Here is a 25,512-nt window from a genome sequence, read left to right as displayed (position 1 = left end):
GAAACTGACGAGATAAAATATCTCTTGTTTGCTTCCATTTTACACAGCCTAACGGCATGTACCAAAATTTCAGCGTTGGATTTTGTAAACAAAATCCGTACTCACTCGTTGTTCAGTTTTCAAAGATCAAACTTGCATAATGTCTTACTTCATTTCGTCACCGCGTCTCAGTGGCGACCTTTATAATATATCATCTCTTTTTAGAATTTGCAAGAGTTTTTTTAATTTCTTTTTTTCGAGCAAATCCTTCAAAAAGGAACGAAAATTAATTTACCATGAATATTGAATAGAGTCAATACTTTTTTTGATATCAGAAAGTATAATCTTTTTAAAATAGTTTACTTCCTGATATCTCTGATATAGTTTCATCTTATCTTTTCATTGTTTGGTTTGTGGGACTCGCCCTCTGCGAGCATATTTTGATAGTTCCTTGGCGGGTGCAAAACGGGCATACATGCGAAAGACTGTTTTATATCGTAGTGCGATTGCGTAGCGAATATCTTGATCCAATCGAGTATCGCTCATATCAAGCAGCATTTCATCTAGCTCCTTACGAAGAACGTAGTCAAGTTCCTTGCATTCTTTTTCGTTAAACAGCATTCCCAACATATGACCATACTCCCTTATCAGCAGATTATATAGTACTTATATTTGCTCAACTATTGTTCCAATCTTTACCTGTTTTTAAACTCAACTGCTAAGGTTTCAAACTTACCCCGATTAATCTTCAGCTTCTCTTTAGGCTCTCCCCTTTGTTATGTTCAATTTTCAGGAAATATATAAATAATTGGCCATAATATTTTATTGTGACAATAAACGATAAGTTATGCCACTCTCAATTGCAGCTGCTATAAGCAGTAAGATGACAGACCATATGGACACCCTCAACGTTTGTTTCATAAATAAATCCCACACTGGGCCAGTTCCTTTGCGCTTTAGCCCTATGCTTGTACCTATAGTAGACATTATGTTGATTCCAAACTTCAATCCGAAGGCACAGGCGATAATCAAAACAGGCAATTCAATCACACCGTGAGGCAGTAACCCTTTGACAACAACTTCATACATACTTCTTCCCATATCTGTCTGCAAGTGTACTACAAACCCTAAAACCATACCGTTCACAATTAAAAATATAAACGGTACGATTCCAAATACTGCCCCCATAAATATAACCAGCACACATTTAATTGCATTATTGAAAAAGATGAATACAAAAAAACTCCATTGTGGATGCTCAGAATTCTGCAAGCGCTGCGCTACTTCTCCCAGTCCCTCCATTTGTTGCGCCAGCATGGATTGAATAGTGCCTGTACTTAACCATCCCACCATAATACTTGTGCAGAAAAGAAATGCAGAGATTAAAATTAACCGTCTTGTCGTGTGTAAATCGTGAAAAAATGCTTTTAGTCCCATTTGATAATTCCTCCTATTGGTTCAATGGAATAATTGACAACCCCCGGCATAGCTTTAAGTAAACAAGCACTTCGATGAAAGGGGCGTTATTAACCATGAATTCTTTTTTCTATGTATTGAACGGTAAAAAAATCAAACGATTCTTAATCGTAATGGCTGCAGCCGTCTTTACTGTTGGAGTCATTTATGTAGAAACCGATAATGTTACGGTTTTTTCCGAGGAAGCACCAACCGCTATTTATAGTGTACCCACGGACAAAAAGCTGATCGCTCTCACCTTTGATATTAGTTGGGGTGATAAGCGTACTGCCCCCATCTTAAAAGTCCTTGAGGATAAAAAAGTGACTAAGTCCACCTTTTTTCTTTCTGCCCCTTGGAGTAAAACACATCCAGAGCTTGTGAATCAGATTAAAGAAAGTGGATTTGAGATCGGCAGTCATGGCCATAAACACGAAAATTACAGTAGCTTAAGCGATGAAGATATTCGTAAGCAGATTTCCATTGCTCATACCACATTAACCGAACTGACGGGACAGTCCCCGAAGTTGATCCGTATGCCTAATGGCGACTTTGATAAAAGGGTCCTTCAGGTTGCCGGCACTTTAGGCTACAAAACCATTCAGTGGGATACAGATTCCCTGGACTGGAAAAACCCTGGTACTCAGGTCATAATCGACCGTGTTGTAAATAAAGCGCATCCTGGCGATATCGTCCTTCTGCATGCCAGTGATTCCTGTAAACAAACACATGAAGCCTTGCCCGTCATTATCGACAAGTTGCGCGCACAAGGCTATGAATTCGTGACTGTATCTGAACTGCTTCAACAGGGTACAGTAAAAGGCAAAGAGGTACGCGATCAGGCACTGGGTCTTTAAGGAGTTATTTTACATCGTTCTCAGCTAAAAACCAAAAGCAAATCGACATATTTCTCCGCATTCATCCGCATACTATCCACATTCATGATGAAGGAGGAATACGGCCATGAATTGGACTCGTTTGCGATTTGTTAGCACGGTATGCGTACTGGGCGTTGCACTGAGTGGCTGCGGCTCGGATCAGGGTTCTGCGCCCCCCCAGAACAGTTATAAAGAGATGAAAACGATGGTTGTCGATATCTTGAAAAGCGATGACGGAAAAAAAGCTGTAGAAGAGGCTTTAACCGGGGAAAGCACTTCAAAAGAAGGACAATCCGGTCAAAGCAGTGAAGAGGGTGGGGCTGGTGGTGGATCTGGTGGCAGCATGGGAATGAAAATGCTTATGCCCATGCAATCGGCTGAACAGATGAAGATCGCAGTCAAAGATACTTTGGTATCACCTGAATATAAAAAAGAAATCGAAAAAATTATGACTGATCCGCGTTTTGCCGGAGAATTTGCCAAAGCCATCAACAGCCAAAGCAAACAGCTTCATATGCAACTTATAAAAGACCCTTCTTATCAAAAATCAATTGAAGCGATGCTTAAGTCGCCAGAACTGACCAAGATGTATATGGACTTAACTAAAACTCCTGAATATCGCAAACAATCTATGACAGTCATGCATGATGCCATGCAGAATCCGATTTTTCGGCTTGAAGTCATGAATTTACTTAAAACTGTCGTACAAGAGGAACTCCAACCTAAGGTTGAGAAAAAAAGCGGTGAGCAAGGTGGCTCTGCTGATCAGAAGCAAGATGGTGGTGGTGGAGGCGAAGGAGAACAAGGTGGAGGCCAATAATAAAAAGGCTGGTTCAACAACCAGCCTTTTTTTCTTATTCAAATTCCGCGTGCAACGTCGTAATTTGAGCAGCAATATCATTGTAAATTGCCCCTGTCGCCGACTCGGATTTATATACGGATGGAGAAAAGTCGGCTTCTGAAGGGTGATTGTCTGGGATACCCAGCGGAATTTGCGCCAGCAGCTTCGTATGAAGGGTATCTGCCAGCATAGCCCCGCCACCGCGTCCAAAAACATAGTCCTTTTCTCCGGTGGAGGATACATAATAGGACATGTTCTCCACAACACCAATGACCTTATGATCTGTTTGGAGCGCCATAGCCCCTGCACGTGCAGCTACAAAAGCTGCAGTTGCATGTGGGGTAGTGACAATGATTTCTTCACTCTGCGGAATCATTTGATGTACGTCAAGCGCTACATCGCCAGTCCCTGGTGGTAAATCGAGTATCATATAATCCAGTTGTCCCCATTCAACATCACTAAAAAACTGTCTGAGCATTCTCCCCAGCATGGGACCTCTCCAAATCACCGGATTGTTCTCTCTGACAAAGAAGCCCATAGACATGATTTTGATACCGAATCGCTCCACCGGCTGAATGATACCATCTTCGACAGAAGGAACATCCTCCACTCCGATCATATCCGGCACGCTAAATCCATAGATATCCGCATCAATTAAACCCACACGCTTCCCCTGTCTAGCTAAAGCAGCAGCCAAATTTACAGCTACTGTCGATTTTCCGACACCACCTTTTCCGCTTGCAATGGCAATAAACCGGACGCCAGATGCTGGGCTAAGCAGCTCATGTTCTTCCATACCGACAGCATGTCCTTTGGTCAAAACCGGGTCAGCGGCTTCCTCGGTATTCTCCACAGCTTGAATTGCGGACTTTTCATGCTCAGATGCCTCACGAATACGAATATGGACGTGGCTTAATCCCGCCTCTTCTAACGTCTGCCGGATTTCCCGCTCCAGTTCTGCACACGTCTCTTCCTGGCTATTCAAACTAATAGCGGTCAAGGATACCCGATCCTCTTTAACAACCACATCCCGAATAAAATGGAGATCGACTAGACGGCGTCCTGTTTGAGGCTCCCGTACTTGTTGAAGTAGCTCTATAACTTGCTCTCTTGATTGCATGAATTATCAGCACCTCTGCTTTAATGAATTACGGAGTGGTAAACACTTACAGTATACCACTATCTGGCCTCAGGTGCTGGTGAGATCCCCTTTTCCCCGGCACTGTAACGCAAAATCCCCTTATATATGGACGCCGCCACCTGCCTTTGATAGTTCACGTCACTTAGTCGTCTGGCTTCCTCTGGATGGGACAAAAATCCGACTTCTACAAGGGCTGATGGCATTTTGAGAGCTTTCAATAAATAAACTGTGTTCACGGTCTTAGCCACTCTGTCCGTATTTTCCAAGTTGCGTTTGATTTCTTCCTGAATTAAAGACGCCAAATTCTCGTTATCTGCATGGTTAGGAACGTAAAAGGTCTGGGCTCCACTCCAACGGCTCGACGGAATACTGTTCATATGAATACTTAGAAAGAGGTCCGCTTTCTGCTCCTCAATTATACGCACACGCTGCTTCAAATCCTCCGTTTTCCTTCTGGCGTAACCTTTCGTTTCTTGCTGCGCCAGGTCGCGGTCATCCTCACGTGTCATGACAACAACAGCACCTGCTTGCTGCAAATAATCCCGCAAATAAAAAGCGATTGCCAGATTAATATCCTTTTCAATAATTCCTTCTTTGCTAACCGCCCCTCCATCAGGCCCTCCGTGTCCAGCATCTATAGCAATTACTTTACCAGTAAGGGGTAAACTCCAATGGGTCCAAGCTCTCGAAGCAGGTATCTCATACAATGCCAGTGTAATAAACAGAACGGCGAGACAACAGCCCAACAGCATTTTTTGCAACGTCCGATAGCGAATCCACAGTGTAACCTCGTGTTTACGATTATTTTTTTGCATAACAAAACGCCTCCGTCCTATACAGATACTAATAATCTATATGGGACGAGGCGTGTAGATAGTACAACTCAGGCATGAACAAATTCTTTCATACCTTCAATGAGCACTTGAGCGACTTCCGGTCGTGTAAATTCAGGTGGCGGGCAAACCCCAGAGCGCAACAATTCCCGTACCTTGGTGCCCGAGAGCGTCAAATGATGCTCCTTGGGATGTGGGCATGTTTTACTTGAGGCCATATTTCCACATCGGGTGCAATAAAAGCTGTGTTCAAAGAACAATGGAGTAATCCCCAGCTCTTCAGGTGTAAAGTGCCTGAAAATTTCCTGTGCTTCGTAGGTACCATAATAGTCTCCTACCCCGGCATGATCCCTTCCAACAATAAAATGGGTGCAGCCATAGTTTTTTCGCACAATAGCATGGAAAATGGCCTCTCTAGGACCCGCGTATCGCATGGCAGCAGGAAATACCCCTAGAAAAGTCCGATCAGCCGGATAATAATTGTCCAGCAGCACCAGATAGCTCTTCATACGCACATCTGCCGGAACGTCATCTGACTTGGTTTCACCAACGAGTGGGTTTAGAAACAAAGCATCCACAATCTCCATCGAGCTTTTTTGGATATACTCATGTGCCCGGTGTACCGGATTTCGTGTTTGAAAACCGACCACTGTTTTCCAGCCTTTTTCTACAAAATAGTCGCGTGTCTGTGATGGTGTATAGTAAAACTCACTAAATTGTGTGGGCTCCGGCCGATTCAGCACTTGCACAGATCCACCAACATACGTAGCAGGTCGATCTAACAGTTTGTTTACGCCAGGATGAGCCGGGTCATCGGTCTTGAATACTCGTCTGGCTTCCTCAGCCTGATCTACCTGATAAATACTTTCAATATCAAGTACAGCATAGATAGTATCGTCTGTTTCACCCACCAAAGCCACCTGCTGACCTAATTTCAGTTCACTGGCTACACTTTCTACAACTGCAAGAGTAATGGGAATACTCCAGACTGTACCATCGGCAAGACGCATATCTGTTACCACCGACCGATAATCAGATTCATTCATAAACCCCGTCAAAGGAGAGAAAGCTCCCACTCCAATCAAATCCAGATCAGAAATGGTCCATGAGTTTACACGGATAGGAAACAATTCTCCTGCAGCCTGCAAAAGTGCTTTTTGCTCCGGTCCTGTAATGATTTTATCAACAAGTGTTCCGCCATGCGGAAGAATTGCAGTCATAATGCACTTCCCTTCTCTTCATAAATACGACTCATAGTTACCTGAATACCATTTTATTGATGGAGCCCACACTCTGTTTTCTCATTGCCTGACCAGCGACCTGCACGAGGGTCTTCACCTGGTAGAACTTCACGGGTACATTGCTCACAACCGATACTGGGATAATTGCGGTCATGCAATGGATTATACAGTACTTCATGAGTACGGATATAGTTCCATACATCCTCGGATGTCCAGCTTGCCAAGGGATTAAATTTAACGAGTCCAAACTTTTCATCATACTCTACCTTTTTTGAATTCGCACGGGTAGGGGCCTGATCCCGGCGAATACCAGTAATCCATGCATCGTATTGTGACAAAATGCGTGTCAGGGGCTCAACTTTGCGTATACCACAACATGTGTTAGGATCTGTTTTCCACAGTTCCTCTCCATGCTCAGCCGCTTGCTCTTCAGGAGTAATTAAGGGAGAGACCCTGACAAAATCCAAATTATATCTGGCTTTCATCTGATCTCGCGTATCGTAAGTTTCTTGAAAATGAAAGTCGGTGTCCAAGTAAAAAATGTCGGTGGAAGGGCTAATTTTTTGAAGCATATCTACTAGTACTACATCTTCTGCTCCGAAGCTACAAGCAAAGGTAAGATTGGGAAATGTAAGAACAGCATACTGGATAATTTCCTCTGGAGTAGCCTCTTCCAGTTCAATTGCCTTGACTCTAATCAACGCTTCTTTCTCCAATAAATTCATTATCAATGCGCCTCCATATGAAGATTCATAAATAGGTGTCATTTCAATACCGACTAAACTAATAAGATTAAATACAGTATAAAACTTTCACAATCATTGTCAATCCAAGGCAAAATGTCCTGATGTAAGCATTTATCCACCCACATTTGCAGGAATGTTGTTCTGTCAGCATTCTTTAATGCTTTCTTGCGTATCCAACCAAGTTCATTGGCTTTATATAAAATATTCTTATACCAAACACTTGAAAATGGTCCATAGGCTCTTTTGTTACTAAAAGTAACTAGTGTAGCTGAAGGTATGCTTGAATGGAGGCTTTTTACGTCAACAAAGACGGCTTGTTCTCTACTCTGCCGAAGACAAAGGCGTACCACCAGTACGCTTTTAAACAAAGGGCTTTCTTATATAACATTATATGGGAATAGTTTGGTCCTTGAAGGAATACATCCTATAGTTTTGACTTTGGAAGAGCAAGCCGAACGTGCGGATAAGCATTTTTTTGACAACCTACCATGCTACGCAAAATTACTTAGTTGAATGATTTGTATAGCCAAAATGTATTATTGTACTATACGTATGCTTGTGGATCTTCTGAGTGAAATGCTTTAGAGGCATCTAGGAGCAGCGTATCCTAATCTTGGCCCAGTGCGCGGCAGCCATCGGTAATGCTGAACAGCTTTGGGTTGCTTGATCAAGCAAGAATCATCTGTAGAAGAAAGCAACATCGTTTCTGAATCTAAGATTATCGAAGGGTGCTAACCGAGGGAATTGAAAATAACTTTAGGTTTCAAAGCTCTTATTTTGCATTCCAAAGATGAAGTCCGTATGTGGACGAGTTCAGATGAAGGCAAACTAGCCTTTACTCGAATTTTTAACCAGATGAAATCGACTACACTATTCTGGAGCTCTGGCGTCAGCGATGCTTTCATTGTGGAAATTATAAAAGAAATGACTGCGCGCTGAACTCTTATTATGCCTCTATCCAATCCTAAAGCGCTTATAGAGGCAATTCCCGAGGGATTGATCCCTGGACACAAGCAAGACTCTTATCGCTACTGGAAGCCTATTTAAAGCCTGACATCAAGATGGGTCAATTTTATAAGGGTAGACACAGTCGGACAATACAGGGTGCTCCCGGTTATAGTTTGGAGCGATTGCTGTGTAGACTATTTCCATTACCAGTAACATGTAAATCGCCGTTGCCATTGCAGTAGCATAGAAAGCGGACAGTGCTAGGCTAACGAGCGTCCTTCTCTCAGTGCACACAAATAAAAAGAGGTATTCCTTGCCGTATCCCTAGCTACGCCCAAAACAACTGCACAAGAGGCATAGACAGTACCAGCCAGAACATATCAAGGGACTTTACATAAACAACTGAAAGCAAAGTGTCTCGTGAAACAGCACTTAGCAGAGAATATTAAGATGAGGCTAATTTGATAGTCGAACATTATATTTTAGTCACAGGTTATAAACATTACAGAATAAACTCCGTGGAAATAGCAAACTGTATTTGTGTATAACAATATCGTCTTCAATTACATCGTGGATAACTTTTCGTGTTCCATGCATTTGCATGCGGTTATTTATGTATTCGCAGAAACATGCTTAAGCCTATGAATTTTAGAGTAGGTCTACTTATCCACATGTGGATAAAAATCAGGAAATGACTAAATAAAAAAGAACCCTTTCCATAAGGAAAAGGTTCTTCTGTATTCGAAATATTAACGTTTCGAGAACTGTGGTGCACGACGAGCGGCTTTGAGACCGTATTTTTTACGTTCTTTCATACGTGGGTCACGAGTCAAGAAGCCTGCTTTTTTCAAAGCTGGACGGAATTCCGGATCTGCTTTCAACAGAGCACGGGAAATACCGTGGCGAATTGCGCCGGCTTGACCAGAGATACCACCACCATGAGCGATAACGAGTACGTCATAGCTGCCAACTGTTTCTGTCAGGTTCAGTGGTTGTTTTACGATCAGTTTGAGAGTTTCCAAACCGAAATATTCATTAATATCACGCTTATTGATGACAATGCGTCCTTCACCCGGTACGAGACGAACACGAGCTACCGAATGTTTACGACGACCTGTCCCATAGTATTGTACTTGTGCCATGAAACTGTCCTCCCTTTTAATTATCCGCGAAGTTCGTAAACTTCAGGTTTTTGTGCTGCATGTGGATGCTCAGTGCCTCTGTAAGCTTTAAGTCTCAGCTTCATTTTCTCACCTTGACGAGTTTTAGGAAGCATACCGTGAACAGCCAATTCCAACATACGCTCAGGCTTGTTCTTAACCATTTCTTGTGCAACCGTTACTTTCAGACCACCCGGATGCAGGGAGTGACGGTAGTATTTCTTGTTCTCCATTTTTTTACCGGTCAATACGATTTTTTCCGCATTGATTACAACAACAAAATCACCTGTGTCCACATGTGGTGTAAATTGTGGCTTGTGTTTGCCGCGAATCAACGCAGCCGCTTCGCTTGCCAGACGGCCGAGCGTTTTGCCTTCGGCATCAATGATGTGCCAGTTGCGCTCAACTTCATTTGGCTTCGCCATATACGTAGTACGCATGAAAAGTATCCTCCTTAAGTTCGTTAACAGAAATCATCATTTATCTTCGTTCGTTAAGTTGCTGCATTATTGATGGATTAGATGTTAATTTAAAGTGATTATCTTAATTGGGGCTGTGGGAAAGCCATTAAGAAAACACAACTTTTATATTACAGGATAACCATCAATTCCGCAAGGGTAAAATCAATGTTTTTTGATGTTTTCGTCGTACTCTACATTCCAGAGCGTTAAAGCGTGTCCAACGGCCGTAGGTCCGGCCTTTGAACGATTTTTCGCCTCCAAAATGGAAGGAATATCATCCGACGATTTTTTGCCTTCTCCCACTTCCAGCAAAGTACCCATAATAATCCGAACCATGTGCTGCAAAAATCCGCTACCTGTAATATAAGTATGGATAATTCCCTGATCATCCGAGTCCGGACGTGAAAAGGAATGGTCTACTGTCATATAGGCTTCGTAAATAGTGCGAACATGATTCGTCTTTTGGGAACGTCGAGATGCGAACGAAGTATAGTCAAAGGTGCCAACTAAATGAGCTAACCCTTCCTCCATCGCTCTTACATCCAGACTCGTTGGATGATGGGCCTGTGTACGACGGTGAAAGATGTCCGGAAACCGGTTCGCATTAATACTGTACCGATATGTCTTCCGCTTCGCCATGCGGCGTGCATGAAAGGACAGTGGCACCTCTCTCGCATCCGTAACGATGATATCACGAGGCAACCAGGCATTAAGTGCCAGACACCAGCGCTGTAACGGAATCGGCGATTCAGTGTGAAAATTGAATACCTGCCCGTATGCATGTACACCTGCATCTGTACGGCCTGAGCCTGTAATTTTAAGACGCTCGCCCGTCAATGAGTAAATAGCATGTTCAAGGCAGTCCTGAATGGTGTTACCGTTAGGCTGCGTCTGAAAGCCATCATAGTGGGTTCCGTCATAGTTCACCTTCATGCACAAGTTCCGCATGCTTCTCACACCTTTGTAGGGGTAGTCTCTGGCCTTACAAGGAATAACCGAACATAACAAAGGAGAAGCCCCTCAAGGACTCCTCCAAGAGAAAAAAAGGGTTGTTCAGAATCAAGCCGATTCTGTCCACCCTTCCCTCATCTTCGCCTGTTTACGCGCGGTCAACCAATTCCAGATATACCATTGGAGCGGCGTCGCCACGACGAGGTCCCAATTTCAGGATACGAGTGTATCCACCTGGACGCTCAGTGTAACGTGTAGCCAATTCGCTAAACAGCTTTTGGATTGCATCCTGCTCACCATCCAAAGTTTCACGGCGAACGAACGCAGCCACTTGACGACGTGCGTGCAGATCTCCTTTTTTCGCTTTGGTGATCAGTTTTTCAGCAATAGAACGAACTTCTTTCGCTTTAGCCTCAGTAGTTTGGATACGCTCATACAAGAACAGATCGGTTACCAAATCACGAAACAAAGCTTTACGGGCACTGGAGTTACGGCCCAATTTTTGGTATGCCATGTAATTTCCCCTCCTTCACAAAAACGTTGCTGTACTATTCTTCCGTACGAAGTCCTAAACCAAGTTCCTCGAGCTTCTCTTGTACTTCTTCCAAAGATTTGCGACCCAAGTTACGGACCTTCATCATATCTTCTTCAGATTTAGTCGTGAGTTCTTGTACCGTATTGATACCAGCGCGCTTAAGGCAGTTATAGGAACGGACGGAGAGATCCAGCTCTTCGATCGTCATTTCAAGAACTTTTTCTTTCTTGTCTTCTTCTTTTTCAACCATAATTTCAGCATCTTTTGCCTCGTCCGTGAGACCCACGAACAACATCACATGCTCGGTCAAAATTTTGGCTCCAAGGCTCACTGCTTCCTCGGGACGAATACTTCCGTCAGTCCAAACCTCAAGTGTCAGCTTGTCATAATTCGTAACCTGGCCGACACGCGTATTTTCTACGCCGTAGTTCACGCGTGCAATCGGAGTGTAGATGGAGTCGACGGGAATGACGCCGATCGGCTGGTCATCACGTTTGTTCCGATCCTGCTTAACGTAACCGCGACCGCGATTGGCAAAAATACGCATGTGAAGTCTCGAACCCGGTCCGAGCGTAGCAATGTGAAGATCCGGATTAAGAATTTCCACATCACTATCCGCACGGATATCTCCTGCCGTTACAACTCCTTCGCCTTCCGCATCGATTTCGAGTACTTTCTCTTCATCCGAGTGGATTTTAAGCGATAAAGCTTTCAAGTTCAGAATGATCTCCGTTACGTCTTCCTTCACACCGGGAACCGTTGCAAACTCGTGCAGAACCCCATCGATCTGAACCGATGTGACTGCTGCCCCCGGTAACGAGGATAACAGAATACGGCGAAGCGAGTTTCCCAGCGTCGTACCGTATCCGCGTTCCAGCGGTTCTACTACGAATTTTCCATAGGTGCCATCATCATTGACGTCAACCGTCTCAATTTTCGGCTTTTCGATTTCTATCACTGCAATATCCCTCCTTCAAAACGTCGCTCCTATATGAAACATTCACCTTATCCATAGTCTATCATGCAGTATACCTAAACATCCATTCTTGGCAGTTTGTGCCGGATCTATACTACACGCAGAGGAGAAATCTCATTAGACGCGACGACGTTTTGGAGGACGGCATCCGTTATGAGGTACCGGAGTTACGTCTTTGATCAGGTTAACTTCCAAACCAGCAGCTTGCAAAGAGCGGATTGCTGCTTCGCGACCTGCACCAGGTCCTTTAACCATGACTTCGACAGTTTTCATGCCGTGTTCCATAGCAGCTTTAGCAGCAGTTTCTGCGGCCATTTGCGCTGCAAATGGAGTGGATTTACGGGAACCACGGAATCCCATGCCGCCTGAGCTGGCCCAAGAGATTGCGTTACCGTGTGGATCTGTGATCGTAACGATCGTGTTGTTGAACGTGGAACGGATGTGTGCCACGCCAGTTTCGATATTTTTACGGTCACGGCGTTTTGTACGTACAACTTTTTTCGGTTTAGCCATTGAATGTTATCCTCCCTTCTTATTTCTTTTTGTTCGCTACAGTCCGACGAGGACCTTTACGGGTACGAGCATTAGTTTTAGTACGTTGTCCGCGAACAGGCAACCCACGACGGTGACGAACACCACGGTAGCACCCAATCTCAGTCAGACGTTTAATATTCAAGGAAATTTCACGACGCAGATCGCCTTCTACTTTAACTTCTTTGTCGATCGTTTCACGTAATTTGCTCACTTCATCTTCAGTCAAATCACGAACACGCGTGTTTGCACTGATGCCTGTTTCCTTCAAGATTTTCTGAGAAGTCGTTTTACCGATTCCGAAAATGTAAGTCAAGGCGATCTCAACGCGTTTGTCACGTGGCAAATCCACACCAGCTATACGAGCCATTTTACGCTACACCCCCTTCTATTAACCTTGTTTTTGTTTGTGTTTCGGATTTTCGCAAATAACCATTACGTTCCCTTTGCGGCGAATGACTTTGCATTTTTCGCAAATAGGTTTTACAGAAGGTCTTACCTTCATGTTGATTACCTCCTCCAAGCTTTACCCTGGTAAAACTCGCTTCGTGAACATTCACATCGTTTTGCCGAGCAAAACAAGTTTTTTAAATGACATACGTTTAATAAAAACCTGCATGAATTACTTGCGGTACGTTATACGGCCTTTGGTTAAATCGTAAGGCGATAACTGTACAACCACCTTGTCGCCTGTCAAAATACGGATAAAGTGCATCCGCAGCTTTCCGGAAACATGAGCAAGAATTTGATGACCGTTCTCCAGCTCTACCTTGAACGTAGCGTTCGGCAGTGGCTCGATTACCGTACCTTCAACCTCAATGACATCTTCTTTGGCCAAAGTCAGTCTCCTTTCTCTTCAGCTTGGTATTCGGACGAGTCCAGGAAAGTTTTCACTGCATGGCGCAGCTTTCCATTCGTCACCCGACCGCTTTCGTTTAAACTGTTTACAATCTCGCTACTAATCTTTGGCTGAGGCACCAAATGAAGAACATTTTTCTTCTTCGCTTGATCAAACTTTCGTTTATCCCCATCCGCAATATATACAAACCTGCTATCTGCTACTGAAACGACAACCGCAATCTGTCCGGCACCTCTGCCTTTCAGAATCTTCACCAGCTGACCGATTTGCAGGTTTCCTTGCTGAATCATTCCAATCACCTACGCACTCAGTTTCGTGAAAATGTCCATGCCGCCCGTTTCGCACGTCACCGCTTGCTCGTTATGAGCACATGAGGTTACGTTCATCGTAACGACCGTCCAGTTGTCTTCCAGCGTCCCTACATGGTGAGAACCTATCTGAATCATTGATTCAATAGCCAGCCCAATGCCGGTTTTCAGCCTCGGCCCCTGCTCAGGAATACCACGGTTTGGATTCTCAATATATTGCCGAATGGCATGCGACATTGTAAACTGGCGAGTTTTCGCGATGATATCGCCTTTGTTTAACTTGCGTTTGCCGGGAAATCCGTGCACCAGTTGTTCGTTGACTGAAGCGCAAATGCTAGCAGGAAAACCGTTATAACCTTTAAAAGACGGCACAGCTCCCTGACTGCGAATATACCGATCAGCTAAATGATCAAGTTCACCGGTCGTAATACCGGGCTCGATGTGTCCTGCCAAGAGATGATCCGTTTCCGTATCTATTCTCTTAGCTTTCCTCATAAAGCTTGATTCCGTCCCCGACTTGCAAATGATCATTACAGCTAACCCCGCAACAAGGACACGATATTTTGGGAAACCACATCAATATCCTGTTCTCCGTCAATATGACGCAGAAGATTCTGGTTCTCATAAAACGTGAGGAGTGGTGCTGTTTTATTACTATATTCGTCAAGTCGTGTTCTTACGCTATCTTCATTATCGTCAGGACGCTGATAGAGTTCCCCACCGTCTTTATCGCAAATGCCTTCAACCTTAGGAGGATTAAAGACAATATGATAGCTAGTTCCGCAGCTTTTACAAACCCGCCGTCCTGTGATTCGTGCCAACAAGTTGTCACTATCCACTTTCAGGTTGATGACGTCATCTAGCTTCGTATTCAAACGACCCAAAATTTGATCCAAGGCTTCAGCTTGAGCCAAAGTTCTTGGAAAACCGTCCAGCAAGAACCCTTTCTTGCAATCTGGCTGTTGTAGCCGTTCTTCAACGATACCGATTGTTACGTCATCCGGAACAAGTTCACCCTTGTCGATATATTCTTTAGCTTTAATGCCAATAGGTGTTCCCTGTTTCATCGCTAGGCGAAAAGCATCACCTGTCGAGATATGAGGAATGCCGAATTCCTTCACAATGACATCTGCTTGTGTACCTTTACCAGCCCCCGGAGGGCCCATGATCAAAATATTCACAATCTGTCACTCCTCAAGACGACCCCTACACAAGAAACAGCACAAAAGGTGCCGGTAAGCATGCGAACATCCTAAGCCGGTACCTATTGCCTATTTGTTGATGAAGCCTTTGTAATGGCGTTTGATCAGTTGGCTTTCGATTTGCTTCATTGTATCCAATGCTACACCAATGATGATGAGCAATGAAGTACCGCCAATTTGCACGGAACGAGGCAAGCCCGAAAGCGAACCGAAGAATACCGGCAAAACGGATATGACTGCCAGAAACAAGGCTCCTGTCATTGTCAAACGTGACATTACTCGTGTCAAGTATTTCTCCGTGGCTTTACCCGGGCGAATTCCCGGAATATAACCGCCGTTTTTCTTCATATTGTCGGCCATTTGCTGCGGATTCATCTGTACAAAGGTATAGAAGAATGTGAAACCGATAATCATTACGACATACAAAACCATGCCCAGCGGCTTGTCATAATACAAGTAAGTGGTAACCCACTTAGCCCAAACATGATCTGCCCAGAAACTCGCAATAATTGTCGGGAATTGCAGCAATGATACCGCAAAGATTACCGGAATAACGCCTGCCGCATTAATTTTCATCGGAATATGCGTATTCTGGCCACCGTACATTTTGTTGCCAACTACACGTTTCGCGTATTGTACCGGGATTTTCCGAATACCTTGCTGGATGTAGATAACACCAACAATAATCAGAACAATCACCAGGGCAATTATAATTGCCTTCAGAATATTCATAAACAGCTGATCTGCCTGAATAAACTGAGATTCTACAACCGTCCGAATATGTCTTGGAATACCCGCTGCAATCCCTGCGAAGATAACAATAGAGATACCATTGCCGATTCCCTTTTCGGTAATTTGCTCACCGAGCCACATAAGGAACGTAGTTCCTGCTGTAAGCACAATGGCAATGACCAGATAATCTGCAAAAGTGGCTCCTGGAATCATCGCTGCACCGTACAGTCGATTAAAGCCAATCGACGTTCCGAATGCTTGAATCAGGCCAAGTATTACCGTACCATAACGCGTAATTTGAGCCAACTTCTTTTTACCATGCTCTCCTTGTTTAGCCCATTCCGCAAGTTTCGGAATCACGTCCATTGACAGCAACTGTACAATGATGGACGCTGTAATATATGGCATAATCCCGAGGGCGAAGATCGAAAACTGATACAATGCGCCCCCTGAGAAGGTGTTAAGGAGTCCAAACAACTCGCTTCCTGCCTGATCCTGAGAAGTAAAGACTTGCTTGTTCACGCCGGGAACCGGCACAAAGGAGCCAATACGATATACAAAGAGTATAAACAGGGTGAACAGGATTCGGGTTCTAAGATCCTCAACCCGCCATATATTTTTCAGGGTCTTGAACATTAGATCACCTCGGTTTTACCGCCGGCAGCTTCAATTTTCTCTACCGCAGATTGAGAGAACTTGTTCGCTTTAACTGTCAATTTTACAGTGATTTCACCGTTACCCAGAATTTTGATTCCGGATTTAGCGTTTTTCACAATGCCATTGTTCAGCAAAAACTCAGGGCTTACTTCTGTACCCGCTGCAAAACTGTTCAAATCTTCGATATTCAAAACCGCATACTCTTTACGAGTAGGATTTACGAAACCGCGTTTAGGCAAGCGACGATACAGTGGGTTTTGACCACCCTCGAAGCCCGGACGTACACCACCGCCGGAACGAGCGTTTTGACCTTTATGACCACGACCAGAAGTTTTACCCGTACCGCTACTAGGACCACGACCCAAACGTTTACGTTCTTTGCGGGAGCCTGGAGCTGGGGAAAGCTCATGTAACTTCATCGTTCGTTGCACCTCCTTGATTATTGTTAAAATACTTTATTTCTTAAGCCTCAATTTCTTTAACAGAAACCAAATGGCTAACTTGATTAATCATCCCGCGAATAGCTGCATTGTCGGGTTGAACTACTTTATGGTTGATTTTACGCAAGCCGAGCGTTTTAACAGTCGTTCTCTGATTACCAGGACGGCCGATCAACGAACGAACGAGGGTGATTTCTAATTTCGCCATGATATTCCCTCCTTAGCCCAGCAGCTCTTCGATGGATTTGCCGCGCAATTTTGCAACTTCTTCAGCGCGTTTCAAGCGGGACAAACCTTCCAAAGTCGCATTGACCATATTCATGGAATTCGAAGAACCCAAAGATTTTGTCAAGATATCACCTACACCAGCAAGTTCCAGTACAGCACGAACCGGACCACCAGCGATAACTCCAGTACCTTCCGATGCCGGTTTCAACAGAACCCGGCCAGCACCGAACTTACCTGTAACAAGGTGAGGAATTGTTGTTCCTACGAGTGGAACGTGAACCAGGTTTTTCTTAGCATCTTCAATACCTTTGCGAATTGCATCAGGTACTTCGCCAGCTTTACCGATTCCAGCGCCTACCCAGCCGTTGCCGTCGCCCACTACTACCAGAGCACTGAAGCTGAAACGGCGTCCGCCTTTGACAACTTTAGCTACACGATTAATATTTACTACTCTTTCAGTCAGTTCCAAAGTATTCGGATCTACACGCAAGTCGTTAACCTCCTTTTGAGAAATGTCTTAGAATTCAAGGCCTGCTTCGCGAGCTGCATCAGCCAAAGCTTGAATCCGTCCATGATACAAGTATCCGCCACGGTCAAATACGATGTTAGCATGGCCTTTTTCTTTCGCACGTTTAGCAACGAGTTCGCCAACTTTACGAGCTGCTTCTACACTACCGCCGTTTTTGATTTCGCTGCTCAGTTCTTTATCCATAGTGGATGCAGATACCAATGTTACACCAGCTACATCATCAATCAGTTGTGCGTAGATATGCTTGGAAGAGCGGAATACGTTCAAACGAGGACGTACAGCCGTACCTTCGATTTTCTTACGTACACGCAGATGTCTTCTGACACGTGCTTTATTTTTATCTTGTTTTGTAATCATCTCAAGTTTTCACTCCCTTCAGTTTGCCTTTTAAAACTTTATACTAAGACGCACTGGGTAAAAAAGAAGTACGAAGTCTTTCCTGCAGAAAGACCGCACAAAGTCGGTAAGAAACTTATTTCTTCTTACCGGCTTTACCTTCTTTACGAATGATGCGCTCGCCTTCGTATTTAATCCCTTTACCTTTGTACGGTTCAGGTTCACGAACGGAACGAATTTTAGCAGCGTAGGCACCTACACGCTCTTTATCAATTCCGCGAACGATGATTTTAGTGTTCGAAGGAACTTCGAATTCGATGCCCGCTTCCGGTGTGATTTCAACCGGGTGAGAGTATCCAACGTTCAGAACGATTTTATCTCCGGATTTGCTTGCACGATATCCGACCCCAACCAGCTCCAGAGATTTTGAAAACCCTTCAGTTACACCACTTACCATGTTGTTGACAACGCTGCGGGTTGTTCCATGCAAAGAGCGGTGAAGTTTGTTGTCCGAAGGACGAACTACATTAATTTCATTGTTTTCCACAGTAACGGACATGTCTTTATGAAGCTCACGAGTCAATGTTCCTTTAGGACCTTTAACTGTGATCGCTGTGTTGTTCAAAGTCACGTCAACACCACTTGGTACTGTGATTGGTTTACGACCAATACGGGACATATCTGTTGCACCTCCTATCTTTTAAACGTTATCTTACCAAACGTAGCAAACAACTTCTCCGCCGGCTTTGGACTGACGTGCTTCTTTGTCGGTCATGATACCTTTGGATGTTGAAATGATTGCGATCCCGAGTCCACCCAATACGCGTGGAATCTCATTGCTCTTCGTGTAAACGCGAAGACCTGGTTTACTGATTCTTTTCAAACCTGTAATAACACGCTCGTTGTTCGCACCGTATTTCAAGAAAATACGGATAATCCCTTGTTTGCTATCTTCAACAAATTCCGCATCACGAATGAATCCTTCACGTTTCAGGATGTCGGCGATTTGTTTTTTCATTGTAGATGCAGGCATTTCTACTGTTTCGTGACGAACTGTGTTCGCGTTACGAATACGAGTAAGCATATCTGCAATTGGATCAGACATAGTCATTGTGTATAAACCTCCTTCCCAAACAGGACTTTTTACCAGCTTGCTTTTTTCACGCCAGGAATCTGGCCTTTATAAGCTAATTCACGGAAGCAAATTCTGCAGATCTTAAACTTTTGCAGTACCGAATGTGGACGACCACAACGCTCGCAACGAGTGTAAGCACGAACTTTAAACTTTGGTGTGCGTTGTTGTTTGACTTTCATTGAAGTTTTTGCCACTTAGCCTGACACCTCCTAAATAGTTTCGGAGAACAGGGTGTCTTTAAAATCAGACGCCCGAAACGTTATGCCAACATTATTTTGCGAAAGGCATGCCCAGCTGAGTCAGAAGCTCACGGGACTCTTCGTCAGTTTTGGCAGTCGTTACGATAACGATGTCCATACCACGAACTTTATCAACTTGATCATACTCGATTTCCGGGAAGATCAACTGTTCTTTCAGACCAAGCGTGTAGTTACCACGTCCGTCGAAAGCTTTTGTCGATACACCATGGAAGTCACGTACGCGAGGAAGAGTAATGTTGAACAATTTGTCCAAGAAATAATACATACGCTCGCCACGAAGTGTTACCTTTACACCGATCGGCATGTTTTCACGCAATTTAAAACCTGCAATAGATTTTTTTGCGCGAGTGATTACTGGTTTTTGACCAGCAATCAGCTGCATGTCGTTGAGAGCTGAATCAAGTACTTTGGAGTTTTGGACTGCGTCGCCAACACCCATGTTGATTACAACTTTCTCGATTTTAGGCACTTGCATCACTGTTGTATAGTTGAACTTCTGCATCAAAGCAGGAGTGATTTCTTTCAAGAAACGTTCTTTCATTCTTGTTGTAGCCATGAATCATATACCTCCTTTCTTCAAAAAATAATTAGTCGATCACTTCGCCAGAACGTTTTGCAATGCGCACTTTTTTTCCGTTGTCCAAAACTTTGTAACCAACACGGGTTACTTTTCCGCTCTTCGGATCAATGTGCATAACGTTGGAAACGTGAATCGGAGCTTCTTTCTCGATGATGCCGCCTTGTGGATTCAGCTGATTAGGCTTTTGGTGTTTTTTAATCATGTTAACACCTTCCACAAGCACACGGTTTTGACGAGGGTAAGCAGCGATAACGCGACCTTTTTTACCTTTATCTTTACCTGTAATCACCAGAACAGTGTCGTCTTTTTTGACGTGAAGCTTGTTGTTATGGGATTCCAGAACTTTTTTCACTTTTGGCATTTCGTACACCTCCTACGGGCACATTTTAAGGTGAGTTTAGATCACTTCCGGAGCCAAGGAAACGATTTTCATGAAGTCCTTGTCACGAAGTTCGCGAGCAACTGGTCCGAAAATACGAGTACCACGTGGGCTCTTGTCTTCTTTAACGACCACTGCTGCGTTCTCGTCAAATCCGATGTAGGAACCGTCTTTACGGCGGATAGAACGTTTAGTACGAACAACAACCGCTCTTACTACATCACCCTTTTTGACAACGCCGCCTGGTGTTGCTTGTTTTACGGAACAAACGATCAGGTCACCAATTTGAGCTGTACGACGTCCCGTACCACCGAGCACACGGATACACATCAGTTCCTTCGCGCCGGAATTGTCAGCTACAGTCAAACGTGTAAATGGTTGAATCATTTATTTATCCTCCTTTCGGAAAAACTACACTACATTAGATTATAACAGCTTTTTCAACGATTTCGACCAGTCTCCAGTTTTTGTCTTTGGACAAAGGGCGAGTTTCCATGATTTTAACAGTATCACCAATTTGTGCAGTGTTGTTTTCATCATGAGCTTTGAATTTCTTAGTTACTTTAATACGTTTATGGTAGAGATCATGTTTTTTGTAAGTTTCTACAGCAATCACAATCGTTTTATCCATTTTGTCGCTGACTACTTTACCGACTAATACTTTACGGGCATTACGTTCGCTCATTGTTGGCCTCCTTCCTAATTACAGGCGGATTTTCCACCCGGTCTGATATCTTAGCTAATCCCAAGTTCTCTTTCACGGATCACAGTTTTAGCACGAGCAATTTCCTTACGCACAGCGCCGATCCGAGTCGGGTTATCAAGCTGACCGGTAGCGAGTTGAAAACGAAGGTTGAAAAGTTCTTCTTTAAAACCGGAGATCTTTTGTTCGATTTCAGCAGTGGTTAGGTTGCGGAATTCACTAGCCTTCATTTGCTTCACCACCCAATTCTTCACGTTTCACAAACTTAGTTTTGATTGGCAGTTTGTGAGCGGCAAGACGCATTGCTTCACGAGCAATCTCTTCCGGAACACCAGCAAGTTCGAACATAATCTTGCCTGGTTTCACTACTGCAACCCATTTTTCTACGTTACCTTTACCACTACCCATACGAACCTCAAGAGGCTTCTGAGTAATTGGTTTGTCAGGGAAAATTTTAATCCAAACCTTACCACCACGTTTGATGTAACGAGTCATCGCAATACGAGCAGCTTCGATTTGACGGTTAGTAATCCATGCAGGTTCAGTAGCTTGCAAACCGTACTCACCAAAGTTCAGTGTAGTACCGCCTTTTGCACGACCCTTCATATGACCACGTTGTTGTTTACGATGTTTTACGCGTTTTGGTACCAACATGATTAGTTGCCTCCTTCCTGAGGAGCTTGTTTCTTAGCTGGAGGAAGAACCTCTCCACGATAGATCCATACTTTTACGCCAAGACGACCGTAAGTAGTATGAGCTTCCGCTGTACCATAGTCAATGTCGGCACGAAGCGTATGCAGTGGAACAGTTCCTTCGCTGTACCCTTCGGAACGAGCGATTTCGGCACCGCCAAGACGTCCGCCTACTTGAGTTTTAATTCCTTTTGCTCCGGAGCGCATAGTTCTTTGAATCGCTTGTTTCAAAGCACGACGGAAAGAAACACGACGTTCCAATTGTTGTGCAATGCTTTCAGCAACCAGAATTGCGTCCAGTTCAGGATTTTTAATTTCAGAAATATTGATGTGTACCTTTTTACCGCCTGCGATTTTAGTAATTTCATTACGCAGATTTTCAACTTCAGAACCACCCTTACCGATAACCATACCTGGTTTCGCAGTGTGAATCGTTACGTTGACACGGTTAGCTGCTCTCTCGATTTCAACACGGGATACAGCGGAGTCTTTCAATCTTTTTTTCAGATGTTCACGAATTCTAACGTCTTCCAGCAAAAGATCACCGAAATCTTTGCCTGCATACCATTTGGATTCCCAATCACGGATAATACCGATTCGGAGTCCGACGGGATTTACCTTTTGGCCCACACGTTTTCCCTCCTTATTTTTCAGATACCACCAGAGTAATATGACTGGTGCGTTTGTTGATACGGCTTGCACGACCCATTGCACGCGGGCGGAATCGTTTCATTGTAGGACCTTGGTTTACAAAAACCTGAGATACTACCAATTTATTTACGTCCAAAGAGTAGTTGTGATCTGCATTCGCAATCGCAGAATTCAACAATTTCTCAACGACTGGAGAAGCGGACTTTGGAGTGTGACGAAGAATTGCGATCGCCTCACCAACCTGCTTACCGCGAATCAAATCGATAACAAGTTTCACTTTGCGAGCAGAAATCCGTACGGACTTAGCATGTGCTTTTGCTTCCATTGAGTTTACCTCCTCTCAAACACTACGCTGTGTTGATTATCTTCTTGTTTTCTTATCGTCATCCGTATGGCCTTTGTACGTACGTGTTGGAGCAAATTCGCCCAATTTGTGTCCGACCATATCTTCCGTTACGTATACTGGCACGTGTTTACGACCATCGTATACACCAAACGTATGTCCGATAAATTGCGGGAAAATCGTAGAGCGACGGGACCAAGTTTTGATTACCACTTTTTTGTCCGACTCGTTCAAAACCTCTACTTTTTTCAACAGGTAACCATCAATGAATGGTCCTTTTTTGAGACTGCGACCCATTTATGAATCCTCCCTTCGTTAAAACGTAGTCGTTCCTTAATATGTTAACGTGCGACTTAAGCGCACGTTTTATTACTTAGTACGACGACGAACGATGTACTTATCAGATGCTTTACCTTTTTTACGTGTCTTGTAACCAAGGGTTGGTTTACCCCATGGAGACATTGGAGATTTACGTCCGATTGGAGCGCGACCTTCACCACCACCGTGTGGATGATCGTTAGGGTTCATTACAACACCGCGAACTTCAGGACGTTGTCCCAACCAGCGACTACGACCGGCTTTACCGATTTTCACCAGTTCGTGGTCTTCGTTACCTACAGAACCGATTGTAGCGCGGCAAACTTTCAGAATGCGGCGAACTTCACCAGAAGACAAACGAATTGTAACATACTTTTCTTCTTTACCAAGAAGTTGGGCTTCCGTACCAGCAGCGCGAACGAGTTGGCCACCTTTACCCGGTTTCAATTCGATGTTGTGGATAACCGTACCTACTGGAATGTTTTCCAATGGCAAGGAGTTACCGATTTTGATATCGGAACCTGCACCGGATACCACTTCGTCTCCTACTTTCAGACCTTTAGGAGCGATGATGTAACGTTTTTCACCATCCACATAGTGGATAAGTGCGATGTTGGACGTACGGTTTGGATCATATTCGATCGTAGCAACGCGGCCCGGTATTCCATCTTTGTTACGTTTGAAGTCAATAATACGGTATTTACGTTTGTGTCCGCCGCCTTGATGACGAACTGTAATTTTACCTTGGTTATTGCGTCCAGCTTGCTTGCTCAGAGGTGCCAGCAACGATTTCTCGGGCTGATTAGTTGTAATCTCCTCGAAAGTAGATACAGACATAGCACGTCTGGCCGGGGACGTTGGTTTATACTTTTTAATTGGCACTGAGTTTCCCTCCTTACTTTACAGTTTCAATTATACCGTTTCAAAAAACTCAAGCGGCTTACTGTCTTTGCTCAGCGTTACGAACGCTTTCTTCCACTCGCTCGTATAGCCGGAATGACGTCCGTAGCGTTTTGGTTTTGCAGGAACACGAAGCGTATTTACGTTACTTACTTTCACGTTAAAAATGGCTTCGATTGCTTTTTTAACTTCGACTTTGTTAGAACGAATGTCAACCTCGAAAACGTATTTCAAGTCATTCATCATACCAGCCGTACGTTCGGTGATAACCGGACGTTTGATAATATCACGAGGATCCTTCATTACGCGAGCACCTCCTCTACCTTCTGAACTGCTTCCTTCGTAATGATCAGTTTGTCGTGTCCGAGCACATCAAGAACATTAATGCCGTCTGCGGCTACAAACTTCACACCAGGAATATTACGAGCGGAAAGTGCTACATTATCATCATAGCTAGGAGCTACGATCAATGCTTTACGATCAGCTTTAAGGTTATTCAAAATGGCTGCGAATTCTTTCGTTTTAGGTCCGTTCAGTGTAAGAGCGTCCAATACGATAATTTCATTCTCAATCACTTTGGATGACAACGCCGATTTGATCGCCAGACGACGAACTTTTTTAGGCAATTTGTAAGCATAGCTGCGTGGAGTCGGACCAAATACAGTACCGCCACCAACCCATTGCGGTGCACGGATCGAACCTTGACGAGCGCGGCCAGTACCTTTTTGTTTCCAAGGTTTACGTCCGCCACCACGTACTTCAGAACGTCCTTTTACTTTGTGAGTACCTTGACGCAGGGAAGCCAATTGCATAACAACAGCGTCATGAAGAACGTGCTTATTCGGCTCGATACCGAACACTGCGTCGTTCAATTCAATTTCACCAACTTGGCTGCCGCTAATATTAAATAGTGCTACTTTTGGCATTTCGTGTTCCTCCTTTCTTCAGTTGTTTATTTTTTCACCGTTTCTAATACTTTAACGAAGCTATTTTTAGGTCCTGGAATGGAACCTTTCACGAGCAATACATTACGTTCTGTATCGATCTTAACAACTTCAAGACGTTGGATCGTTACCGTTTCATGCCCCATGTGTCCTGGAAGGTGTTTACCTTTAGGAACGCGGTTAGCTTGAATGGAACCCATAGAACCTGGACCTCTGTGGTAACGCGAGCCGTGTGCCATTGGTCCGCGGCTTTGTCCCCAACGTTTGATAACGCCGGCAAAACCTTTACCTTTAGAAATACCTGTTACGTCAACGAACTCGCCTTCTGTGAAGACATCAGCCTTCAGTTCTTGGCCAACCTCGTACGCAGCAAGGTCGATGCCACGAAGTTCACGAACGTAGCGCTTAGGTGCAGTATTTGCTTTTTTCGCATGTCCTGCTTCAGGTTTGTTGGATCTTTTTTCTTTCTTATCAGAGAAACCGAGTTGGATAGCTTCGTATCCATCGTTTTCCAGATCTTTCTTTTGCAGAACAACACAAGGACCTGCTTCGATAACCGTAACAGCAAGTACGTTACCTTCAGGGGTAAACACTTGAGTCATTCCGAGTTTTTTTCCTAAGATACCTTTCATGTTGACAC

The 25,512-nt window shown here is 44.2% G+C and carries 41 protein-coding genes; 2 read left to right on the top strand and 39 right to left on the bottom strand.

All coding sequences use genetic code 11. The features are described 5' to 3' along the window. Positions 1 to 378: 378 nt before the first annotated feature. Both MKX30_RS27125 and MKX30_RS27120 read right to left on the bottom strand, forming a co-directional pair. A complete protein-coding gene (locus MKX30_RS27125) occupies positions 379 to 609 on the bottom strand; it encodes a hypothetical protein (RefSeq protein ID WP_013312131.1) in 231 nt (76 codons plus the stop codon). Positions 610 to 801: 192 nt separating this feature from the next. Further along, the gene (locus MKX30_RS27120; protein ID WP_316244289.1) at positions 802 to 1,416 is read right to left on the bottom strand and encodes a stage II sporulation protein M; all 615 of its coding nucleotides are present in this window, start codon (positions 1,414 to 1,416) and stop codon (positions 802 to 804) included. A 95-nt stretch (positions 1,417 to 1,511) separates the two neighbouring features. Here MKX30_RS27120 and pdaB point away from each other — a divergent pair, with 95 nt between their 5' ends. After that, positions 1,512 to 2,291 carry a polysaccharide deacetylase family sporulation protein PdaB gene (gene pdaB, locus MKX30_RS27115; protein ID WP_023990485.1) on the top strand — a complete coding sequence of 260 codons (780 nt, stop codon included), beginning with the start codon at positions 1,512 to 1,514 and terminating at the stop codon, positions 2,289 to 2,291. Positions 2,292 to 2,397: 106 nt separating this feature from the next. Continuing rightward, the gene (gerD, locus tag MKX30_RS27110) at positions 2,398 to 3,132 is read left to right on the top strand and encodes a spore germination lipoprotein GerD (RefSeq protein ID WP_023990486.1); all 735 of its coding nucleotides are present in this window, start codon (positions 2,398 to 2,400) and stop codon (positions 3,130 to 3,132) included. Between the two features lie 34 nt (positions 3,133 to 3,166). On the opposite strand, the gene MKX30_RS27105 is transcribed toward gerD, so the two are convergent. The 37 genes from MKX30_RS27105 to rplC form a co-directional block, all read right to left on the bottom strand. Next, complete coding sequence (locus tag MKX30_RS27105; protein WP_025724250.1) at positions 3,167 to 4,273, bottom strand: Mrp/NBP35 family ATP-binding protein; 1,107 nt, start codon at positions 4,271 to 4,273, stop codon at positions 3,167 to 3,169. Positions 4,274 to 4,332: 59 nt separating this feature from the next. After that, positions 4,333 to 5,109 carry an N-acetylmuramoyl-L-alanine amidase CwlD gene (gene cwlD, locus MKX30_RS27100; RefSeq protein WP_053326183.1) on the bottom strand — a complete coding sequence of 259 codons (777 nt, stop codon included), beginning with the start codon at positions 5,107 to 5,109 and terminating at the stop codon, positions 4,333 to 4,335. Between the two features lie 68 nt (positions 5,110 to 5,177). Further along, positions 5,178 to 6,347 (bottom strand): sulfate adenylyltransferase, encoded by a 1,170-nt coding sequence (gene sat, locus MKX30_RS27095; protein WP_053326184.1) that lies wholly within the window; start codon positions 6,345 to 6,347, stop codon positions 5,178 to 5,180. 53 nt (positions 6,348 to 6,400) lie between these two features. Continuing rightward, the gene (locus MKX30_RS27090; RefSeq protein WP_013312138.1) at positions 6,401 to 7,093 is read right to left on the bottom strand and encodes a phosphoadenylyl-sulfate reductase; all 693 of its coding nucleotides are present in this window, start codon (positions 7,091 to 7,093) and stop codon (positions 6,401 to 6,403) included. 1,718 nt (positions 7,094 to 8,811) lie between these two features. Next, positions 8,812 to 9,204 (bottom strand): 30S ribosomal protein S9, encoded by a 393-nt coding sequence (gene rpsI / locus MKX30_RS27085; protein ID WP_013312140.1) that lies wholly within the window; start codon positions 9,202 to 9,204, stop codon positions 8,812 to 8,814. Between the two features lie 20 nt (positions 9,205 to 9,224). Continuing rightward, positions 9,225 to 9,662, bottom strand: coding sequence for a 50S ribosomal protein L13 (rplM, locus tag MKX30_RS27080; protein ID WP_013312141.1), 438 nt, complete (start codon positions 9,660 to 9,662; stop codon positions 9,225 to 9,227). A 183-nt stretch (positions 9,663 to 9,845) separates the two neighbouring features. Then, on the bottom strand, positions 9,846 to 10,631 hold the full coding sequence (truA, locus tag MKX30_RS27075) for a tRNA pseudouridine(38-40) synthase TruA (protein ID WP_023990555.1): 786 nt from the start codon (positions 10,629 to 10,631) through the stop codon (positions 9,846 to 9,848). Positions 10,632 to 10,782: 151 nt separating this feature from the next. Continuing rightward, positions 10,783 to 11,148: a 50S ribosomal protein L17 gene (gene rplQ / locus MKX30_RS27070; protein WP_013312143.1), complete on the bottom strand. Its 366-nt coding sequence runs from the start codon at positions 11,146 to 11,148 to the stop codon at positions 10,783 to 10,785. Positions 11,149 to 11,182: 34 nt separating this feature from the next. Beyond that, positions 11,183 to 12,127: a DNA-directed RNA polymerase subunit alpha gene (locus MKX30_RS27065; protein ID WP_007432558.1), complete on the bottom strand. Its 945-nt coding sequence runs from the start codon at positions 12,125 to 12,127 to the stop codon at positions 11,183 to 11,185. 135 nt (positions 12,128 to 12,262) lie between these two features. Next, entirely contained in the window at positions 12,263 to 12,658 is a 396-nt protein-coding gene (gene rpsK, locus MKX30_RS27060) for a 30S ribosomal protein S11 (protein ID WP_013312144.1), read from the bottom strand. 19 nt (positions 12,659 to 12,677) lie between these two features. Continuing rightward, positions 12,678 to 13,046 (bottom strand): 30S ribosomal protein S13, encoded by a 369-nt coding sequence (gene rpsM / locus MKX30_RS27055; protein WP_007432560.1) that lies wholly within the window; start codon positions 13,044 to 13,046, stop codon positions 12,678 to 12,680. Positions 13,047 to 13,067: 21 nt separating this feature from the next. After that, positions 13,068 to 13,181 carry a 50S ribosomal protein L36 gene (gene rpmJ, locus MKX30_RS27050; protein ID WP_003333770.1) on the bottom strand — a complete coding sequence of 38 codons (114 nt, stop codon included), beginning with the start codon at positions 13,179 to 13,181 and terminating at the stop codon, positions 13,068 to 13,070. Between the two features lie 117 nt (positions 13,182 to 13,298). Then, a complete protein-coding gene (gene infA, locus MKX30_RS27045) occupies positions 13,299 to 13,514 on the bottom strand; it encodes a translation initiation factor IF-1 (RefSeq protein ID WP_006212898.1) in 216 nt (71 codons plus the stop codon). A gap of 2 nt (positions 13,515 to 13,516) precedes the next feature. After that, complete coding sequence (locus MKX30_RS27040) at positions 13,517 to 13,825, bottom strand: KOW domain-containing RNA-binding protein (RefSeq protein WP_013312145.1); 309 nt, start codon at positions 13,823 to 13,825, stop codon at positions 13,517 to 13,519. Between the two features lie 9 nt (positions 13,826 to 13,834). Next, positions 13,835 to 14,374: a M24 family metallopeptidase gene (locus MKX30_RS27035; protein ID WP_049827765.1), complete on the bottom strand. Its 540-nt coding sequence runs from the start codon at positions 14,372 to 14,374 to the stop codon at positions 13,835 to 13,837. Between the two features lie 5 nt (positions 14,375 to 14,379). After that, positions 14,380 to 15,024 carry an adenylate kinase gene (locus tag MKX30_RS27030; protein ID WP_013312147.1) on the bottom strand — a complete coding sequence of 215 codons (645 nt, stop codon included), beginning with the start codon at positions 15,022 to 15,024 and terminating at the stop codon, positions 14,380 to 14,382. Positions 15,025 to 15,114: 90 nt separating this feature from the next. Continuing rightward, the gene (gene secY, locus MKX30_RS27025) at positions 15,115 to 16,413 is read right to left on the bottom strand and encodes a preprotein translocase subunit SecY (protein ID WP_013312148.1); all 1,299 of its coding nucleotides are present in this window, start codon (positions 16,411 to 16,413) and stop codon (positions 15,115 to 15,117) included. After that, a complete protein-coding gene (rplO, locus tag MKX30_RS27020) occupies positions 16,413 to 16,853 on the bottom strand; it encodes a 50S ribosomal protein L15 (protein WP_013312149.1) in 441 nt (146 codons plus the stop codon). Before rplO ends, secY begins: the two co-directional genes overlap by 1 nt. Positions 16,854 to 16,896: 43 nt before the next feature. Further along, positions 16,897 to 17,082, bottom strand: a complete 186-nt coding sequence (gene rpmD, locus MKX30_RS27015) for a 50S ribosomal protein L30 (RefSeq protein ID WP_013312150.1) — start codon at positions 17,080 to 17,082, stop codon at positions 16,897 to 16,899. A 12-nt stretch (positions 17,083 to 17,094) separates the two neighbouring features. Further along, on the bottom strand, positions 17,095 to 17,592 hold the full coding sequence (gene rpsE, locus MKX30_RS27010) for a 30S ribosomal protein S5 (RefSeq protein WP_013312151.1): 498 nt from the start codon (positions 17,590 to 17,592) through the stop codon (positions 17,095 to 17,097). A 27-nt stretch (positions 17,593 to 17,619) separates the two neighbouring features. Beyond that, positions 17,620 to 17,988, bottom strand: a complete 369-nt coding sequence (rplR, locus tag MKX30_RS27005) for a 50S ribosomal protein L18 (RefSeq protein WP_007432568.1) — start codon at positions 17,986 to 17,988, stop codon at positions 17,620 to 17,622. A 115-nt stretch (positions 17,989 to 18,103) separates the two neighbouring features. Beyond that, complete coding sequence (gene rplF, locus MKX30_RS27000; protein WP_013312152.1) at positions 18,104 to 18,646, bottom strand: 50S ribosomal protein L6; 543 nt, start codon at positions 18,644 to 18,646, stop codon at positions 18,104 to 18,106. 33 nt (positions 18,647 to 18,679) lie between these two features. Next, on the bottom strand, positions 18,680 to 19,078 hold the full coding sequence (gene rpsH, locus MKX30_RS26995) for a 30S ribosomal protein S8 (RefSeq protein ID WP_007432570.1): 399 nt from the start codon (positions 19,076 to 19,078) through the stop codon (positions 18,680 to 18,682). Between the two features lie 32 nt (positions 19,079 to 19,110). Next, positions 19,111 to 19,296, bottom strand: coding sequence for a type Z 30S ribosomal protein S14 (locus MKX30_RS26990; RefSeq protein ID WP_013312154.1), 186 nt, complete (start codon positions 19,294 to 19,296; stop codon positions 19,111 to 19,113). Positions 19,297 to 19,372: 76 nt separating this feature from the next. Then, positions 19,373 to 19,918, bottom strand: a complete 546-nt coding sequence (rplE, locus tag MKX30_RS26985; protein WP_007432571.1) for a 50S ribosomal protein L5 — start codon at positions 19,916 to 19,918, stop codon at positions 19,373 to 19,375. A gap of 31 nt (positions 19,919 to 19,949) precedes the next feature. Continuing rightward, positions 19,950 to 20,303, bottom strand: coding sequence for a 50S ribosomal protein L24 (rplX, locus tag MKX30_RS26980; protein ID WP_013312155.1), 354 nt, complete (start codon positions 20,301 to 20,303; stop codon positions 19,950 to 19,952). A 36-nt stretch (positions 20,304 to 20,339) separates the two neighbouring features. Continuing rightward, positions 20,340 to 20,708, bottom strand: coding sequence for a 50S ribosomal protein L14 (gene rplN, locus MKX30_RS26975; RefSeq protein WP_007432573.1), 369 nt, complete (start codon positions 20,706 to 20,708; stop codon positions 20,340 to 20,342). 34 nt (positions 20,709 to 20,742) lie between these two features. Beyond that, positions 20,743 to 21,006, bottom strand: a complete 264-nt coding sequence (gene rpsQ, locus MKX30_RS26970; RefSeq protein WP_007432574.1) for a 30S ribosomal protein S17 — start codon at positions 21,004 to 21,006, stop codon at positions 20,743 to 20,745. A gap of 50 nt (positions 21,007 to 21,056) precedes the next feature. Beyond that, the gene (gene rpmC, locus MKX30_RS26965) at positions 21,057 to 21,254 is read right to left on the bottom strand and encodes a 50S ribosomal protein L29 (RefSeq protein ID WP_007432575.1); all 198 of its coding nucleotides are present in this window, start codon (positions 21,252 to 21,254) and stop codon (positions 21,057 to 21,059) included. Then, the gene (gene rplP, locus MKX30_RS26960) at positions 21,244 to 21,678 is read right to left on the bottom strand and encodes a 50S ribosomal protein L16 (protein WP_007432576.1); all 435 of its coding nucleotides are present in this window, start codon (positions 21,676 to 21,678) and stop codon (positions 21,244 to 21,246) included. Before rplP ends, rpmC begins: the two co-directional genes overlap by 11 nt. A 2-nt stretch (positions 21,679 to 21,680) precedes the next feature. Beyond that, a complete protein-coding gene (gene rpsC / locus MKX30_RS26955) occupies positions 21,681 to 22,346 on the bottom strand; it encodes a 30S ribosomal protein S3 (protein WP_013312156.1) in 666 nt (221 codons plus the stop codon). A gap of 13 nt (positions 22,347 to 22,359) precedes the next feature. After that, entirely contained in the window at positions 22,360 to 22,692 is a 333-nt protein-coding gene (gene rplV, locus MKX30_RS26950; protein WP_013312157.1) for a 50S ribosomal protein L22, read from the bottom strand. Between the two features lie 36 nt (positions 22,693 to 22,728). Continuing rightward, positions 22,729 to 23,007: a 30S ribosomal protein S19 gene (gene rpsS, locus MKX30_RS26945; protein ID WP_007432579.1), complete on the bottom strand. Its 279-nt coding sequence runs from the start codon at positions 23,005 to 23,007 to the stop codon at positions 22,729 to 22,731. A 72-nt stretch (positions 23,008 to 23,079) separates the two neighbouring features. After that, positions 23,080 to 23,910, bottom strand: a complete 831-nt coding sequence (rplB, locus tag MKX30_RS26940; protein WP_023990557.1) for a 50S ribosomal protein L2 — start codon at positions 23,908 to 23,910, stop codon at positions 23,080 to 23,082. Positions 23,911 to 23,940: 30 nt separating this feature from the next. Beyond that, entirely contained in the window at positions 23,941 to 24,231 is a 291-nt protein-coding gene (gene rplW / locus MKX30_RS26935) for a 50S ribosomal protein L23 (protein ID WP_013312159.1), read from the bottom strand. Continuing rightward, the gene (rplD, locus tag MKX30_RS26930; RefSeq protein WP_013312160.1) at positions 24,231 to 24,854 is read right to left on the bottom strand and encodes a 50S ribosomal protein L4; all 624 of its coding nucleotides are present in this window, start codon (positions 24,852 to 24,854) and stop codon (positions 24,231 to 24,233) included. Before rplD ends, rplW begins: the two co-directional genes overlap by 1 nt. Positions 24,855 to 24,880: 26 nt before the next feature. Then, positions 24,881 to 25,504, bottom strand: a complete 624-nt coding sequence (rplC, locus tag MKX30_RS26925) for a 50S ribosomal protein L3 (protein ID WP_013312161.1) — start codon at positions 25,502 to 25,504, stop codon at positions 24,881 to 24,883. Positions 25,505 to 25,512 lie beyond the last annotated feature (8 nt).

This window comes from Paenibacillus sp. FSL P2-0173 (assembly GCF_038008045.1).
Classification (GTDB): Bacteria; Bacillota; Bacilli; order Paenibacillales; family Paenibacillaceae; genus Paenibacillus; species Paenibacillus polymyxa_B.
Note: the sequence above shows the minus strand (reverse complement) of the source record. Positions and strands in the feature narration are given on the sequence as shown.

Bases quoted from the DNA above. Each gene is read 5' to 3' on its own strand.
- MKX30_RS27125 (WP_013312131.1), bottom strand. From the start codon at position 609: ATGTTGGGAATGCTGTTTAACGAAAAAGAATGCAAGGAACTTGACTAC.
- MKX30_RS27120 (WP_316244289.1), bottom strand. From the start codon at position 1,416: ATGGGACTAAAAGCATTTTTTCACGATTTACACACGACAAGACGGTTA.
- pdaB (WP_023990485.1), top strand. From the start codon at position 1,512: ATGAATTCTTTTTTCTATGTATTGAACGGTAAAAAAATCAAACGATTC.
- gerD (WP_023990486.1), top strand. From the start codon at position 2,398: ATGAATTGGACTCGTTTGCGATTTGTTAGCACGGTATGCGTACTGGGC.
- MKX30_RS27105 (WP_025724250.1), bottom strand. From the start codon at position 4,273: ATGCAATCAAGAGAGCAAGTTATAGAGCTACTTCAACAAGTACGGGAG.
- cwlD (WP_053326183.1), bottom strand. From the start codon at position 5,109: ATGCAAAAAAATAATCGTAAACACGAGGTTACACTGTGGATTCGCTAT.
- sat (WP_053326184.1), bottom strand. From the start codon at position 6,347: ATGACTGCAATTCTTCCGCATGGCGGAACACTTGTTGATAAAATCATT.
- MKX30_RS27090 (WP_013312138.1), bottom strand. From the start codon at position 7,093: ATGAATTTATTGGAGAAAGAAGCGTTGATTAGAGTCAAGGCAATTGAA.
- rpsI (WP_013312140.1), bottom strand. From the start codon at position 9,204: ATGGCACAAGTACAATACTATGGGACAGGTCGTCGTAAACATTCGGTA.
- rplM (WP_013312141.1), bottom strand. From the start codon at position 9,662: ATGCGTACTACGTATATGGCGAAGCCAAATGAAGTTGAGCGCAACTGG.
- truA (WP_023990555.1), bottom strand. From the start codon at position 10,631: ATGCGGAACTTGTGCATGAAGGTGAACTATGACGGAACCCACTATGAT.
- rplQ (WP_013312143.1), bottom strand. From the start codon at position 11,148: ATGGCATACCAAAAATTGGGCCGTAACTCCAGTGCCCGTAAAGCTTTG.
- rpsK (WP_013312144.1), bottom strand. From the start codon at position 12,658: ATGGCTAAACCGAAAAAAGTTGTACGTACAAAACGCCGTGACCGTAAA.
- rpsM (WP_007432560.1), bottom strand. From the start codon at position 13,046: ATGGCTCGTATAGCTGGTGTGGATTTGCCACGTGACAAACGCGTTGAG.
- rpmJ (WP_003333770.1), bottom strand. From the start codon at position 13,181: ATGAAGGTAAGACCTTCTGTAAAACCTATTTGCGAAAAATGCAAAGTC.
- MKX30_RS27040 (WP_013312145.1), bottom strand. From the start codon at position 13,825: ATGATTCAGCAAGGAAACCTGCAAATCGGTCAGCTGGTGAAGATTCTG.
- MKX30_RS27035 (WP_049827765.1), bottom strand. From the start codon at position 14,374: ATGATCATTTGCAAGTCGGGGACGGAATCAAGCTTTATGAGGAAAGCT.
- secY (WP_013312148.1), bottom strand. From the start codon at position 16,413: ATGTTCAAGACCCTGAAAAATATATGGCGGGTTGAGGATCTTAGAACC.
- rplO (WP_013312149.1), bottom strand. From the start codon at position 16,853: ATGAAGTTACATGAGCTTTCCCCAGCTCCAGGCTCCCGCAAAGAACGT.
- rpmD (WP_013312150.1), bottom strand. From the start codon at position 17,082: ATGGCGAAATTAGAAATCACCCTCGTTCGTTCGTTGATCGGCCGTCCT.
- rplR (WP_007432568.1), bottom strand. From the start codon at position 17,988: ATGATTACAAAACAAGATAAAAATAAAGCACGTGTCAGAAGACATCTG.
- rplF (WP_013312152.1), bottom strand. From the start codon at position 18,646: ATGTCCCGTATTGGTCGTAAACCAATCACAGTACCAAGTGGTGTTGAC.
- rpsH (WP_007432570.1), bottom strand. From the start codon at position 19,078: ATGACTATGTCTGATCCAATTGCAGATATGCTTACTCGTATTCGTAAC.
- rplE (WP_007432571.1), bottom strand. From the start codon at position 19,918: ATGGCTACAACAAGAATGAAAGAACGTTTCTTGAAAGAAATCACTCCT.
- rplX (WP_013312155.1), bottom strand. From the start codon at position 20,303: ATGCCAAAAGTGAAAAAAGTTCTGGAATCCCATAACAACAAGCTTCAC.
- rplN (WP_007432573.1), bottom strand. From the start codon at position 20,708: ATGATTCAACCATTTACACGTTTGACTGTAGCTGACAATTCCGGCGCG.
- rpsQ (WP_007432574.1), bottom strand. From the start codon at position 21,006: ATGAGCGAACGTAATGCCCGTAAAGTATTAGTCGGTAAAGTAGTCAGC.
- rpmC (WP_007432575.1), bottom strand. From the start codon at position 21,254: ATGAAGGCTAGTGAATTCCGCAACCTAACCACTGCTGAAATCGAACAA.
- rplP (WP_007432576.1), bottom strand. From the start codon at position 21,678: ATGTTGGTACCAAAACGCGTAAAACATCGTAAACAACAACGTGGTCAT.
- rplV (WP_013312157.1), bottom strand. From the start codon at position 22,692: ATGGAAGCAAAAGCACATGCTAAGTCCGTACGGATTTCTGCTCGCAAA.
- rpsS (WP_007432579.1), bottom strand. From the start codon at position 23,007: ATGGGTCGCAGTCTCAAAAAAGGACCATTCATTGATGGTTACCTGTTG.
- rplW (WP_013312159.1), bottom strand. From the start codon at position 24,231: ATGAAGGATCCTCGTGATATTATCAAACGTCCGGTTATCACCGAACGT.
- rplD (WP_013312160.1), bottom strand. From the start codon at position 24,854: ATGCCAAAAGTAGCACTATTTAATATTAGCGGCAGCCAAGTTGGTGAA.
- rplC (WP_013312161.1), bottom strand. From the start codon at position 25,504: ATGAAAGGTATCTTAGGAAAAAAACTCGGAATGACTCAAGTGTTTACC.